A 13,460-nucleotide genomic window follows, 5' to 3' on the forward strand; every position below is an offset into this window, starting at 1 on the left:
AGTGGGAGCCCATTCCCGTCTCCACCTGACGGAACTGCGTCGCGCTTCCGTGCGTGACGTAGACCTTCCCGCCAACCGCGTATCTGTTCGGGCATCCCAAAGGCTGGACTTTCAGCCAGCTGTTCGAGTTCCCGTTGTTCCGGAAGAACCTCAGCTCGTGGAGCGCCCCGGGCGTGGATATGTTCTTCCCGCCCGAAACAAGGTCCAGATCGCCATCGTTGTCGTAGTCTGCCCAAGCACCCGCATAGGTATTCCAGACCATGACGTCGGCTATTCCGGTCATGTTGGTGAACCATACCGTCCCGTTGTCCGCGTAGCTATTGCTGTACAGGAAGGAGTGCGCGTGCTGAACCGCGTCGTACACCTGCACAATCCACAGGTCCAAGTCCCCGTCGTTGTCGTAGTCCGCGAAGGCGGCGTTCGAGAAGAGCTCGTCCTTGTAGTGGATCCCATGAACGGTTCCTGGCGGGTTTACGGGAATGCCCGAGGCGTTCCTGATATCAGTGAAGTTCCAGGCTGGAGGTCCGCTGTTGATGTAAAGCCTCGAGTCATCGCAGATGTATCCTCTGTACCACGGTGCTGGTCCGTTATCCTTGTGTGCCAGATTCGCCGTGAAGAGATCCAGGTAACCATCATTGTTCAGATCTGCCCAAGAGGACCCAATGGTATGACCGTAGTGTACTCCAGGGTAGTACCAAAAAGTATGCGGGTTACCAGCCACGTTCCTATCAAATGCGGCTTCCGTGAACGTTCCATTTCCATTGTTCAGCCACAGATAGTTCGGCACCAGCCGGTAGTTGGAGATGTAAACATCGAGGTCCCCATCGTCGTCGAAATCCGCCCAGGCGACACCTCTTCCGTATGCTGGGTCAGAGTAGTCATCGATGCCCGCTGAGACAGTGACGTCCGTGAATGTCCCGTCACCGTTGTTGTGGTAGAGGATGTCAGGGAAGTGTGTGGATCCGGATTCGCCGTTCGCCACGTAGAGATCGAGGAAGCCATCGCCGTCGAAATCTCCCCAGCCCGCCGCGGACGTCGGAGCGTTGTCGTAGACATTCCCCGCAGCGACGGTCACGTTGCTGAACGTCCCGTTGCCGTTGTTCTTCCACAGGATGTCCCAGCTACCCTGTCCTGCTCCGGAGTAGAGGTCAAGCCACCCGTCGTTGTTGTAGTCCCCCCAGACGCCGTTGCCCACACCGCCAGTGAGACCGGACTGGCTCGTCACGTCGGTGAAGTTCCACGCTGGCGGGCCGCTGTTCCTGAAGAGACGCCGCCCGTTGATCAGGAGATCCTGGTATCCATCGTTGTCGTAGTCCCCCCAGGACATGAAGCTCCCGCCGACACCGCCTAGACCGATGTCATGGGCGATGTTCGTGAACGTCACGTCGTTGAGCACGACCGGGTTCTCGTCCGATCTTGTCCTTTCGGTGATGGAATCCCTTGGTCCGACATGAAGCACGATTCCCAAAACTAACAAAGCGCAAAGCAGCAAAGTGATTCTCTTTTTCGACACCAAGTCCTGCCCCCTACGGGAAGAGGATTTTCCACTCGATATTTAAATGTGAACCCGCGAAACCGAGAAGACGGGTACTGGCTATGACTGGCTCCGCAAGTTATATATGCTGGCTACCCCATTCGGGGGCACTCTGTGATGGAGTGAGGGGGAGGACATTGGAAGTCCGGCATCGATTCGAGGCCCGGAACCTAGACGGGAAGAGCATTTGGGATGTGCCCGATTCTTGGGGCGTCTACGTCCTTAGGGACAGGAAATTCAACGTGAGCTACGTCGGGAGCACACCGGCTCTCCGAACAAGACTATTCCAGCATTTTCAATCGAGAGACATACCCGAAGCGAAGTACTTTGAGTGCTATCAGGTCGAGAACGAGAGAGACGCTATCGAACTTCTGCACGAGATGAAGGAGACCAGGAACGTAGTCGCCTAGGCGTCTGGAGTGCTGCATCCATGAACGATTCTAGCTCGGGCTCTATCGCAGTAGCTTTATAAGAGAAGTCATCTATTTTGCGGTTGATGCCTGAAGAGGACTATCGCCTCGCCTTTTTTCAGGAGAATGGCTTCGCGCGGAGGGAATGCCCGACCTGCGGGAGGTTCTTCTGGACGGCGGGGGACGCGGAGGTCTGCGGGGAGGCGCCCTGCACGGAGTACTCCTTCATTGGCAAGTCGCCGATGAAGAGGTCCCTCACCGTCTCCGAGATGCGGGAGGAGTTCCTCTCCTTCCTCGAGAAGGAGGGGCACAAGCGCATCGGGAGGTACCCGATCGTCGCGAGGTGGCGGGACGATGTCTTCTACACCCAGGCGTCGATATATCCCTTTCAGCCGTGGGTCATAGAGGGCGTTTCCAGTCCGCCCGCGAACCCTCTCGGGATATCGCAGACGTGCGTCCGGTTCAACGACATCGACAACGTCGGGAAGACCGGCCAGCACTTCACCATGTTCGAGATGATGGCCCACCACGTGTTCAACCGCAAGGGCAAGCGCATCTACTTCAAGGAGCGGACCGTGGAGCTCTGCCACCGGTTCCTCACCGACGACCTGGGCGTCCGTCCCGGGGACGTGAGGTATGCGGAGGCCTGGTGGGAGGGCGGCGGGAACTCGGGCCCGTGCTTCGAGGTCCTGCTCGGCGGCGCGGAGCTCGCCACGCTCGTCTTCATGGTGTACAGGGACGATAATGGCAAGCGTATCCCTCTGGACACGAAGGTGGTCGACACCGGATACGGTCTGGAGCGGCTCGCCTGGCTGTCCCAGGGGACGCCGTCGGCGTACGAGGCCACGTTCGGACCCTTCCTGGAAGCGATCACGTCCGAGGCAGAGATACGCCCGGACCCGAAGATGATGGGAGAGTACAGCAGGCTCGCCGGGATGTTGAAGGCCGAGCGGGGGCTGGACATCACCGAGCTCAGGAAGGAGACGGCCAAGCGGCTGGGCATTCCGTACGACGACCTGATCGAGCGCGTTCAGCCGATGGAGCACGCCTACGCCATCTGCGACCACGCGCGGGCCCTGGCATTCATACTCAACGACGGCGTCGTCCCGTCCAACGTCAAGGAGGGCTACTTCGCGCGTCTTCTGGTGAGGAAGGGCACGAGGTCGATCGACGCGCTCGACCTGGACCTGTCGCTCTCCGACGTGGTCAGCATGCAGATCGATCACATCAGGAACGATTTCCCGGAGCTGGCAGACAACCGCAAGGGCATACTGAAGCTCGTGGAGATAGAGATGAAGAAGTTCCGCGATACCCTGACGAAGGGTCGCAGCATCGTCCGAAGCCTGGAGAAGAGCCTCACCGAGAAGGGAGGCCAGATAGGCACGAAGGAGCTCGTGGAGCTGTACGACTCGCACGGGCTGAGCCCTGACGTCGTCAGCGATTTCGCCTCCTCGGAGATCGAGCTGCCAAAGAACTTCTATGCCGAGGTCGCCGCCCGCCACGAAGGCGAAGCCCCGCCGGAGGATGTGAGCGTCTCGCTCCCAAGGGGTCTGCCGGGGACGAGGACCCGCTTCCACGAGAACAAGAGGAAGCAGAGGTTCCGGGCGAAGGTCGTCGCGGTCCTGGAGAACGCGATCGTGCTCGACCAGACGTACTTCTATCCCGAGGGAGGCGGTCAGGAGGGCGACAGCGGGGAGATCGGCGACACGCAGGTGGTCGATGTCCAGATGGCCGGCAACGTCGTGCTGCACCAGTTCAAGGGGAAGACGGACGTGAAGAAGGGCAAGTCCGTGATGTGCTCCATCGATTGGGAGAGGAGGCGGAGCCTGATGCGCCATCACACTGCGACTCACATAGTCAACGGCGCGGCCCGCCAGGTCCTGGGATGGCACATCTGGCAGGCGGGTGCGCACAAGAGCGAGGACATGTCCCGCCTGGACATCACGCACTATCAGAACCTGACACAGGAGGAGTTCGAGAGGATCGAGAGGATGGCGAACCAGGCCGTGCTCGACGACCTCAGGGTCACGGCGAAGTCCTTGGACAGGGACGCGGCCGAGAGGAAGCACGGGTTCAGGCTCTACCAGGGAGGATGCGTTCCCGGCGGGAAGATAAGGGTTGTCGATGTCGCCGGGTTCGACGTCGAGGCCTGCGGCGGGCTTCACTGCACGCGCACGAGCGAGGTCGGGTTCATCAAGCTGATCAGGACGAGACGGATCCAGGACGGCGTCCTCCGTCTGGAGTTCGCGGCGGGAAGGGCGGCAGTGGACTTCGCGATGGGACAGGCGAAGACGATACGGGAGACGAGCGGAATGCTCAACGTCCCGCCAGAGAACCTCAAGAAGGGCGTCAGAAGGCTCCTGAAGGAATGGAAGGCCGCCCGGAAGGAGCTGGACGGTCTGAGGGACGCGCGCGCTGCGGGCGACCTGGAGGCCCTCCTGGAGAAGAGCGAGAAGATCGGCGGTGTGCAGGTGGTCACGCACATAACGAAGGGTGGGCCCAAGGAGCTGATGGCCCTGGCGAAACAACTGATATCCAAGAGGAACGTCGTTGCGGTCCTCGGGGCCAGGAACGGGAAGGCAAGCATCCTGATAGCCCGGAGCCCGGACGTCGAGTTGGATTGCGGTCCCGTTGCGAGAGACGTCAGCCGGTTGATAGGCGGGAGCGGCGGGGGCAAGCCAGACTTCGCCCAAGGCGGCGGGCCGAAACCCGAGCAGGTGGAGGAGGCCGTCGAGGCCGCGAGAAAGAATGTGAAGGCAGAGTTGGCCGGTGGAAAGGGCTGAGCATATCGCACCCAAGAGATCGAATCAAGGTAGTTCTTTTCGGGGTCAGCCACTGATTGCCAAAGCTTATTAAACTTTCCCGTTTTACTTCATTCAGATGGATGAAATCTCGGTCGAGATAGAGAACGTGAGAGGGATCGTAGCGAAACATTTCCCCGTCTACGAGACAAGGGTCGGTCCCCAAGTCGTCTCCTTTCTCTGCGAGGTGAACGCCAAGACACTGCACGCCTCCTTCGACGCCCTGAGGGTGGAGATGCTACAGGCGGGTTACATCCCCCTTCTGAGGCAGGAGGCGGGGGAGTACATCATCCACGTGCAGAGGAAGCCCGTTGCTCGGTTCAGGGGAACGCAGGTCAACGCCGCGTTGCTCGTCGTAACAATCCTGACGACTATCTTTGCGGGCATGTTGCACTGGGCATCCTACGACGACGTTAACTGGTTCGGCGCGGAAGCGATCCTCTACGGCACGCTATTCTTCGCCTTCCCCCTTCTGCTGATCCTCGGGACCCACGAGATGGGACACTATCTCATGGCGCGGAAGCACAAGGTGGCTGCCTCTCTACCCTTCTTCATCCCCTCGATTCCCCCGCTCGGGACGTTCGGGGCGGTCATCAGCATGCGGGAGCCGATCCCGGACAAGCGGGCGCTCCTGGACATCGGTCTTGCGGGACCGTTGGCCGGGCTAGCGGTAACGATACCTCTGGCGATACTGGGTCTCTGGCTGACGGACCTGGGGGCCAAGACGGTCTCGGTCGCCGAGCAGGGAGGCGCCATACTGATAAGCTTCCCCCTACTCTACGAGGTCCTGGGCCTGTTCTTCCCCATCGAGTCGGGAGTTGCCCTTCACCCGCTGGCCTTTGCGAGCTGGGTGGGCTTCTTCGTCACGGCGCTGAACCTGCTTCCGGCGGGACAGTTCGACGGCGGTCACATCGCGAGGGCGCTCCTCGGCGAGAAGGCCCGCTACGTGAGCTATGTGGTCGTGGCCATTCTGTTCATGTTCAGCTTCTTCTACGTTGGATGGGCGATCATCGCGATCATTATGGTGTTCATCGGGCTCAGGCATCCGCCTCCGTTGAACGACTTCACCCCGTTGGACATCAAGAGGAAGCTCGTGGGCGGGTTCACCGTGCTCGTCTTCCTCATGACGTTCGTCCTCGTGCCGATGCAGGAGATCCCCGCCGAATACGACTTCGAGTTCCGCGATTTCGTGGACCAGACCCAAGAGATCGTTCGCGTGGACGTCAACATGAGCGAGCTGCCGTGCAGCGCCGTCCCAACGGGAACGAACTGCACGTATGAGTTCATCATCAACAACACGGGCAACAAGCACCTCGACCTGACGCTGAACGCGACCGTCACCTGGAGCGGGATGTCGGCCTGGATCGCTCTTCCGGACTTCCCCGGGATAGCTGTCAACTCAACGGTGAGCTTCACGCTCAACGCCACGACGAACACGACCGTCTCTCTCATCCTGTTCTTCCCGAGCGTTCCCGTCCCCCATGGGAACTACAAGACAGAGGTCACTGTGACGATTGAGGGCGCGCCCGTGCAGATCGAGAAGCCCTTGGCGGTCTGGGTGGACACCGACGCCTAGTTCCTGAAGAGACAGAAATGCCTCGTGAGGGACCTGTGCACGCGCAGGGGATGCGAGGCCTCGAGGTCCATATGCTCCTTTCCGAGAGCTATCAGCTCCTCCTTCGGGACTATGATGGACAGGCTCCTGCCCTTTGCGAGGATGTCGGAGAAGACCTCGAACGACCTCGAGTAGAGTCTGGAGATATCCCCTCCCAACGTCGTGGAGCGCCCATATGGGGGGTCCGTCGCGATGGCGTCCACGCGCTGCACGTGCTCACGGAGCTCTCTCACATCCGCCTGGAAGAGGCTCGCCTTGACGTCGAACCTCGCCAGGTTGACCTTGCAGCCATCGACCATGTCCTCCCTCAGATCGCTTCCGACAGGGACGGCTCCCACGAGACCAGCCTCGATGAGGACCCCTCCCGTGCCGCAGAACGGGTCCAGGAGTGTCTCTCCCCTCCCCACACCGGTCATGTTGACAAGGAGACGGGCGAACTTGGGATGCAGGGAGATCGGATAGAAGAAGGGCCGCAGGGCCACCTTTCGCTTCTCGAAGGACCTTCTGTCGACCTCATGCCTCTGGACCGTGAGGTAGCTCTCCTCTCCCAGTATGATGCGCACGAGCCTTGACGGGTCGACGAGGTCTATGGGATGCGATCTCGCCAGGATGTCCCCGAAGCGCCTCTCGACCTCGGAACAGCGCTCCTCCCTCGACCTCGAGACCTTCCTGCACCGGACAGCGACGCTGCCGCCGAGCTCGAGACCGCCGGCCACGTCCCCCAACGAATCGAGACTTCCCGATGCCAAGACCTCGCAGACCCTGTGGCAGAGCGCGATTCTCTCTCCGACCTCCGAAGGGTCCGCTTGCGTCTCCACGACCGCGAGGGAAAAGTCCCTCGTAACGCTCGGAGCACCGCCACCAAGCGCTTCCACGACCGACCTGAGCTCGAGGAGGGGCAGGTCAGGATGCTCTCCAGAGAGCTCGAAGAGAAGCTTCACAGGGTCAAATCCCCCTCCTGGCATTTTACCCTATCGCTCATGCGTCCTCTTTATTACCGAACATCACGTTTGCCGCCCGTGCTCAGGATCAGGGAGTTCAGCCCGACGGACGTCAGGAGAGTCAGGAGCATCTCGCAGAAGGCACTGCGCGAAAGGTACTCCCGTGACTTCTTCCTCAGGATCTACGAATGGTGGAGGGGAGGCTTCATCGTGGCCGAGATGTCAGGCGTGCTGGTCGGCGTGCTCGCGGCAACCCGGACCACGCCCACGGCCGCCCGGATCCTGATACTGGTCGTTCGTAAGGACATCCGCTCCCGCGGGATAGGGACAGCGCTCCTGAACCACTTCCTCAGCAGGATCGCGAACGAAGCGTTCACGAGGGTCGATCTCGAGGTGAGAAAGTCAAACCTCCGGGCGCGGGGGTTCTACAAGAGGTTCGGGTTCGTGGCGATCGACGTGATCCCAGGTTTCTACACGGATGGAGAGGACGCGGTCAAGATGACCAGGGTGTTCTGACACCATCCGCGAGCCTACTGGTAGCCTCTCTTGTCGTCCTGCACGTGGTAGTTCCAGAAGTGGTACGGTGAGGACTCCTTCTGCGAATCACTCGACTCGGACGCGACGCCAGAATAGAAGGAGCCGTACCTTTCCTTGATCTGCTCCTCGATCGTGCGCGCCCGCTTGATTGCCCTCTTTATGTGATCTTCCTCGATGAGCTCTGCACCCTCGGCCTGGGCAATGTCCCCGGCGGACCTGATGAGCCCGCCCATCTCCCTGAGCCTGAGGGTAAGCGATTTCTCCTTGCTCTCCGTCTCCTTGGCCCTCTTCCTGGCCTGAGCGATGATGGCGCGGAGCCCCGGGTTGGACAGGTGCGGTATCCGCTTGTCCATGGCTATCTCCTGAGCGGCGAACTGTGCCAGCTTCGCCCTGTTCCTGCTGTTGTCGGGCATGGTCGTCCCCACGAGGACCTCGTATCCCGAGCCCGAGATTCTCGACCGCAGCGGGGAGAGTATGTGCTGCAGGTCCTGGATGTTGCACGCGCCCACGAAGATGAAGTTGCACGGAACGTTGTCCACGCGAACGCTGGCTCCAGCGCTCTGGGGATTCCTGCCGCTGATGGGGAACCTCTTCTCCTGCATCGCCGTCAGTATGTACCTCTGCAGGGGGCCAAGCTGCGGGAGCTCGTCTATGAAGAGGACGCCTTGATGGGCCTCGTGGATCGACCCGGGCACCACTCTCTCGTAGGGCTGTGTCCCAAGCTGCGGGTGCCCTCCGTACGGGTCGTGCTTCACGTCCCCGAGGAGCTCGGTCTCGCTTGCCCCGGTCGCCAGGACGAACGGGTTCCTCTTCAGCCGGACGAGGGCCTTTCTCGGGCTTATCTTCTCGATCTCCCGCCTCTTCTCCAGAGCCTTCTGGTCAAGGACCTTGATCATCTCGCCAGCGCGCTCGAACACGACCACCTCTTCCTTTCCGAATCTCTGGCGGGTCGTCGTGACCCTGTCCCTGCCGCCCAACTGGCCTATGGTGACCTCGACGATACCGCCAAGAAGGTCACCGAACGGGTTGCCAGTACCCTGACCGGATGTGGTCTTGGGTCTCGAGCACTTCGGGCACATCCTCTCGCTCTGGGAGCTGTATATGCCGCAGTTGACGCACTTGTACCCCAGACGCTCAGCCACGTTGATGGGAGCCTCCTTCGGGTCTATCATCTCGCCCTCTGCGCCCTTCATCTCCCTTTCCTCTTTCACGACGTCGGGCCCCTCCTTGATCTCGACCAGAGGGCGTTCTGGATTCTCCGGGTTGTGAACGATCCTTATCTCGTTCGTCGGACGGGGGAGATGCAGCGAAAGGGCCTGGGCGATCATGGACTTGCCGGTCCCAGGCGGGCCCGCGAGGAGGAGGTGTCTCCTCTGCTCGGCGGCTATCTTGGCAAGATCGACCGCTTCCTCCTGCCCCACGACCCTGGCAAGAGGGTCGGATGGGATGATGACGTCGGAAGTTGCCTCCAGCTCGTCAAGGGAGAAGCCCTTTTCGGCATCAAGGAACGGTTCTTTCGCTATCCAAGCACCTCTCTAGGCCTCGAAGTCCTTCCTGGTCCATATCTCTATCGCTGTGGGCTGCTTCGTCACGTTTCCCAGCTTCGATCCGACGACGGAGTCAATCCCCCTGTCGGCGGCTATATCCAGTATCCTCTGCGTGATGATGCCATCGAAGACGACAGCAGACAGCGACCCGTCGCTCGACTTGAGCGAGTCGACGAGGTCCCTCACCGGAATCTCGTTCTTTATACGATTGTCGTCGTCCAGCAGTCTCGCCTTCGAGGAACCTGACAGCGCGATGAGCATATCCCTGAACTTCTCCAGCTTCGGAGTGAGCCTCTTCTCGGGCTCGGACGCGGGGGCAACCTTCTGACGGGTGACCTTGGCGGGAGCCCGGGTGCGTGTCTTCTTGTCGATGCCCGTCAGCCCGTACATCTCAATGTACTGTTCCGCAGGGATCTTGTTCCTCAGCCCCTTCGTAATCTGCTTCTGGGTCAGCTCTTCGACCTCTCTTCCCCTTGGCGCTCTGGCTATGAAGTCAACCTCTGCGACCTGAAGGAGCTCTCTCAGGATGAGTTCGCCGCCTCTGTCGCCGTCGACAAAGGCCGTGAGGACCCGCTCCTTGGAGAGATCCTGGATAGTCTTGGGTATGTTCGTCCCCTCTGCGGCGATGGCGTTCTTGACACCGCTCTTGAGGAGATTGAGCACGTCGGACCTGCCCTCGACCACTATGATGGCGTCCGAGTCCGGAAGGTTGGGTCCAGCCGCAAGCCTCTCCTGTCCATAGGTTATCACTTCCTCCACCTGCACGGCGGACCTCACGCTCTTGGTGAGGTCGAGACCGGTGGACTTGGACTCCTCGACCAGCTTGGTGAGGATTTCCTTCGCCCTCTCCACGATCTTCTGCCTCTTCGTCAGTCGGACGTCTGTGACGCTCTGGACGGCTATTCTGGCCTTGCAGGGGCCGACCCTATCGATGGTCTCCAGCGATGACGCCAGTATGGCGGTCTCCACTTGATCTAGGCTGGACGGAATGGAAACAGTTCCTTCCGATTTCCCCCGCTTTGATGAAACTTCAACCTCAATCCTGCCGATTCTTCCGCCCTTCTGCAAGTCCCGCAGATCGAGCTCATCACCAAGAAGGCCCTCAGTCTGGCCAAAGATCGCACCGACGACGTCAGGCTTCTCCACTATTCCATCCGCTTCCATTTTTGCCTGTATTAGGTATTTTGTTGTTGTCGGGTCTAAGTTCATTCTTACACCTTCTGAGAAAGACGACATCAGAGAAATCGCTGTCCGAATCACTTACTCCACTTTCGTGTCCAGACCTTGAATGCTGAATGAATAGATGATTGTGAACTTGACTAATCCAATGTCGGTTCTCGTTATCTAAGTGGGAATGGTTCTATATAATCATTTCGTCCCGATTGACCTTCTGAGGGATTGCCAGGCAGTTTCGACAGCAGTTTCGGCAGACCCTCGACATCCTTGACCTCCTTCCTCACGAGGAACGCTATCTGCTTCCTGAGCTCGTCGTCGTACGAGATCCCGTTCGCTGTGAGCCCCTCGCGGAGCGCTCTTGCGAGCCTGCCTCCCCTCCTATCCCAGTCCGTCAGAATGATGACCCGGTCATGCTCGCCTCTCAGGCGTTCACAGAAGTTGAAGATGGAGCTCCCGCTGTCGAGCCTGAGGACGGTCCCGGAGAGCCCCATCTCCCTCAGTGCCCTCTCGTCCTTCCTGCCCTCGACTATTGCGGGGTATCTGATGCTCTCTTCCTTCAGCCGCGCAATCACTATGATGAGCTCCTCTGCCTGGTCCTCTCTCATTGCAGTCCCCGCGTGAGAGTCCTGAGTGCATCCTCCACACCGATGCCCGCGACCGTAACGGTCTTCCTCCTCGAACGGAGCCCCTCGGTGATCTTGATGCTGTCCCGGTCCACCTCAAAGAGCTCGCCGATCATGCGCAGGAGCTCCTTGTTGGCGGCCCCGCCGCGAGCCTCCTCCCTCAGGGACACCCTGATCCTCTTCCGCCACTCGTCGTATCCCTGGATACCAGACTCCTTGGACCGCGGAGTGATTTCCAGGCGGATGGATACCGCCTTCGCGTGGGCTATCAGAGCGTCCTCCATCATCCAGAATGGAATCGACGGTAACGTATTAAGCCTATCCGCGAAGGATAAAATATCAGGCGGAGCATTACGCAGCTGATGGATGAGGAGATATCTTTTCGGAGGGTCACCCGCATATATCGCGAGGAGAGCTCCCGGAGATCTCTGACTCCGCTCGAACCGGATTTTTTCGAGAAGCTGAACTTGTACCTGGATGACCTTGAGTCGAGGTTGAAGGAGCAGCAGAAGAAGGGAGGGCAGTCCAAGACAGCGACCCTCCTGAGGGACGAGTACCAGAAGGCGTGCAGGAAGCGGGACCAGATCTTCCGCCTGCGTTCCCGGAAGATAGCCAATCTGGCGGCATCCAGGGCCGGCGGGGCGAGCGTCGACCTTGGGCCGCTGACAAGACCCGAGATCGCCATGTTCGAGGCGATCGGTGAGCTGATCACGGACGCGAGGGCGGGCATCTACGGCACGGGCAAGCCCGAACCTGCGTGCGAGACACCGCGGAGGGAGGCCTCTGCACCCTCGCGGAGCGTCATCATCAGGGTACTCGAGGACATCCCGTCCTTCGCTGGCGTGGAGGGGAACTACGATCTCAAGAAGGAAGATGTCACGAGTCTGCCCAGGCAAGTCGCGGAGGTCCTGGTGAAGCAGGGAAAGGCTCAGGAAATTCAGGTCGAATGAGAAAATAGGGAAAGATGGGTGCCTTGCGGCACCCTTCAAAGAGACTAGACCTCTTCTTCTTCTGGCGGTATCTCCATCTCCTCAGGCGGAGGCAGCTCCTCCTCTTCCGGCTTCTTCCTCTTCATCATCCATATAGCCACTATCGCGGCTATGATGATGATTATGATGATGGGGAAGATCCACCAGAACTTGGTGAGGAATCCGCTCTCCTCCCACTTCGCCTCAACGGTCTTCGCTGCGTCCATGAGCACTTCCGAGCTCTTGCCGGACTCTGTGGAGTCACCGGACCAGCCGGTGAATGCGTACTCCACTCCGTCGACCGTGACCGGCGATGTTACGGAGAACGTTGCCTGTGTGCCAGCGTCATGCCAACCCTGGCCGGTCGGCGTGCCCTTGTCCGAGACAACGGTCAGGTAGTACTGCGTCGTAAACTGTGCCGTGTAGGTCGACGCTGCCGTGACCGTTATCGTCCTGGCGAAGGTCGTCGGTCCGTCCGCCCATGAGGCGAACTCGTATCGCGTGTCCGTGGCTCCCGCAGGTTGCGGTGATGTGCCGCTTATGATCAGGCTACCGCCGCTGGTCACCCAGAATGTACTGGGTCCGGTGTGGTCGGTGGTGCCCTCTCTGAACACACGTCCCGCCGGGCTCGTGGTGACGGTCACCTGATACTGCACGTCGAAGGTCGCGGTTATCGTCTCGCTCTGGTCCACCGTCACGGAGTGGGACTTCGTACCGCTGTCGCTCCAGGTCGCGAAGGCGTATCTCTGGTCCGCCGTTGCACCGGCCTGTGGTGTGACGACATCGATGTCATGGCTGGCTCCATCGGCCCACCAGAAGGTCTGGGGCGTTGTGAGGGTGTTCGAATCCACGGTTATCTGCATTCCTGCAGGGTTCGTGGTTATCGTCACCTCGTACTCCGTCGTAAACTGTGCTGTGTAGGTCGACGCTGCCGTGACCGTTATCGTCCTGGCGAACGTGGACGGCCCATCGCTCCACTGGTTGAAGACATACTGCGTTCCAGTTGCCCCTGGCTGTGGTGATGTCCCCTGCACGTCGAGGCTGCCACCGCTGGCGACCCAGAAGGTTTGCGGGGTCACGTAGAGCGTCGAGTCGACGGTTATATCTCGGCCCGCCGGGGTCGACGCAATGGTGACCTCGTACTCAAGGCCGAACGTTGCGATTATCGTCTCGCTCTGCGTTGCAGTCACTGAGTGTGACTGAGTGCCGCTGTCGCTCCAGGATGTCCACGCATACTGCTCTCCGGTTCCGGCTGGCTGCGGAGTCACCACGTCTATCGTGTGACTGGTTCCGTCAGCCCACCAGAAG

The 13,460-nt window shown here is 60.0% G+C and carries 12 protein-coding genes; 5 read left to right on the top strand and 7 right to left on the bottom strand.

All coding sequences use genetic code 11. The annotated features are described in order from the left end of the window. Nucleotides 1-1,459: VCBS repeat-containing protein (locus LN415_08455; protein MCJ2557118.1), on the bottom strand; the 1,459-nt coding region annotated here is incomplete at its 3' end. Nucleotides 1,460-1,671: 212 nt separating this feature from the next. Between LN415_08455 and LN415_08460 the strand changes: the two genes are divergently transcribed. From LN415_08460 to LN415_08470, 3 genes are all read left to right on the top strand, one after another. After that, nucleotides 1,672-1,944, top strand: a complete 273-nt coding sequence (locus tag LN415_08460) for a GIY-YIG nuclease family protein (GenBank protein ID MCJ2557119.1) — start codon at nucleotides 1,672-1,674, stop codon at nucleotides 1,942-1,944. Between the two features lie 86 nt (nucleotides 1,945-2,030). Then, entirely contained in the window at nucleotides 2,031-4,727 is a 2,697-nt protein-coding gene (alaS, locus tag LN415_08465; protein MCJ2557120.1) for an alanine--tRNA ligase, read from the top strand. A gap of 97 nt (nucleotides 4,728-4,824) precedes the next feature. After that, the gene (locus LN415_08470; GenBank protein MCJ2557121.1) at nucleotides 4,825-6,321 is read left to right on the top strand and encodes a site-2 protease family protein; all 1,497 of its coding nucleotides are present in this window, start codon (nucleotides 4,825-4,827) and stop codon (nucleotides 6,319-6,321) included. On the opposite strand, the gene LN415_08475 is transcribed toward LN415_08470, so the two are convergent. Further along, the gene (locus LN415_08475) at nucleotides 6,318-7,301 is read right to left on the bottom strand and encodes an RsmD family RNA methyltransferase (protein ID MCJ2557122.1); all 984 of its coding nucleotides are present in this window, start codon (nucleotides 7,299-7,301) and stop codon (nucleotides 6,318-6,320) included. The two genes, LN415_08470 and LN415_08475, sit on opposite strands and share 4 nt — an antisense overlap. A 78-nt stretch (nucleotides 7,302-7,379) precedes the next feature. On the opposite strand from LN415_08475, the gene LN415_08480 reads away from it, so the two are divergent. Beyond that, nucleotides 7,380-7,817, top strand: a complete 438-nt coding sequence (locus tag LN415_08480) for a GNAT family N-acetyltransferase (protein MCJ2557123.1) — start codon at nucleotides 7,380-7,382, stop codon at nucleotides 7,815-7,817. A 14-nt stretch (nucleotides 7,818-7,831) separates the two neighbouring features. Here LN415_08480 and LN415_08485 read toward each other — a convergent pair whose 3' ends face one another. The 4 genes from LN415_08485 to LN415_08500 form a co-directional block, all read right to left on the bottom strand. Beyond that, nucleotides 7,832-9,361 carry an ATP-binding protein gene (locus tag LN415_08485; GenBank protein MCJ2557124.1) on the bottom strand — a complete coding sequence of 510 codons (1,530 nt, stop codon included), beginning with the start codon at nucleotides 9,359-9,361 and terminating at the stop codon, nucleotides 7,832-7,834. Between the two features lie 12 nt (nucleotides 9,362-9,373). After that, nucleotides 9,374-10,594, bottom strand: a complete 1,221-nt coding sequence (locus LN415_08490; GenBank protein ID MCJ2557125.1) for a DNA primase — start codon at nucleotides 10,592-10,594, stop codon at nucleotides 9,374-9,376. A gap of 131 nt (nucleotides 10,595-10,725) precedes the next feature. Continuing rightward, nucleotides 10,726-11,166 carry a hypothetical protein gene (locus tag LN415_08495; protein MCJ2557126.1) on the bottom strand — a complete coding sequence of 147 codons (441 nt, stop codon included), beginning with the start codon at nucleotides 11,164-11,166 and terminating at the stop codon, nucleotides 10,726-10,728. Further along, entirely contained in the window at nucleotides 11,163-11,471 is a 309-nt protein-coding gene (locus LN415_08500; protein ID MCJ2557127.1) for a DUF167 family protein, read from the bottom strand. The genes LN415_08495 and LN415_08500 overlap by 4 nt, the downstream gene beginning before the upstream one ends. 75 nt (nucleotides 11,472-11,546) lie before the next feature. On the opposite strand from LN415_08500, the gene LN415_08505 reads away from it, so the two are divergent. After that, nucleotides 11,547-12,134 carry a hypothetical protein gene (locus LN415_08505; protein MCJ2557128.1) on the top strand — a complete coding sequence of 196 codons (588 nt, stop codon included), beginning with the start codon at nucleotides 11,547-11,549 and terminating at the stop codon, nucleotides 12,132-12,134. A gap of 44 nt (nucleotides 12,135-12,178) precedes the next feature. On the opposite strand, the gene LN415_08510 is transcribed toward LN415_08505, so the two are convergent. Next, nucleotides 12,179-13,460: hypothetical protein (locus tag LN415_08510; GenBank protein MCJ2557129.1), on the bottom strand; the 1,282-nt coding region annotated here is incomplete at its 5' end.

The organism is Candidatus Thermoplasmatota archaeon, from assembly GCA_022848865.1.
Classification (GTDB): Archaea; Thermoplasmatota; Thermoplasmata; order RBG-16-68-12; family JAGMCJ01; genus JAGMCJ01.

Coding starts and splice junctions, on each gene's coding strand:
- alaS (MCJ2557120.1), top strand. CDS start 2,031: ATGCCTGAAGAGGACTATCGCCTCGCCTTTTTTCAGGAGAATGGCTTC.
- LN415_08470 (MCJ2557121.1), top strand. CDS start 4,825: ATGGATGAAATCTCGGTCGAGATAGAGAACGTGAGAGGGATCGTAGCG.
- LN415_08490 (MCJ2557125.1), bottom strand. CDS start 10,594: ATGAACTTAGACCCGACAACAACAAAATACCTAATACAGGCAAAAATG.
- LN415_08495 (MCJ2557126.1), bottom strand. CDS start 11,166: ATGAGAGAGGACCAGGCAGAGGAGCTCATCATAGTGATTGCGCGGCTG.
- LN415_08500 (MCJ2557127.1), bottom strand. CDS start 11,471: ATGATGGAGGACGCTCTGATAGCCCACGCGAAGGCGGTATCCATCCGC.
- LN415_08505 (MCJ2557128.1), top strand. CDS start 11,547: ATGGATGAGGAGATATCTTTTCGGAGGGTCACCCGCATATATCGCGAG.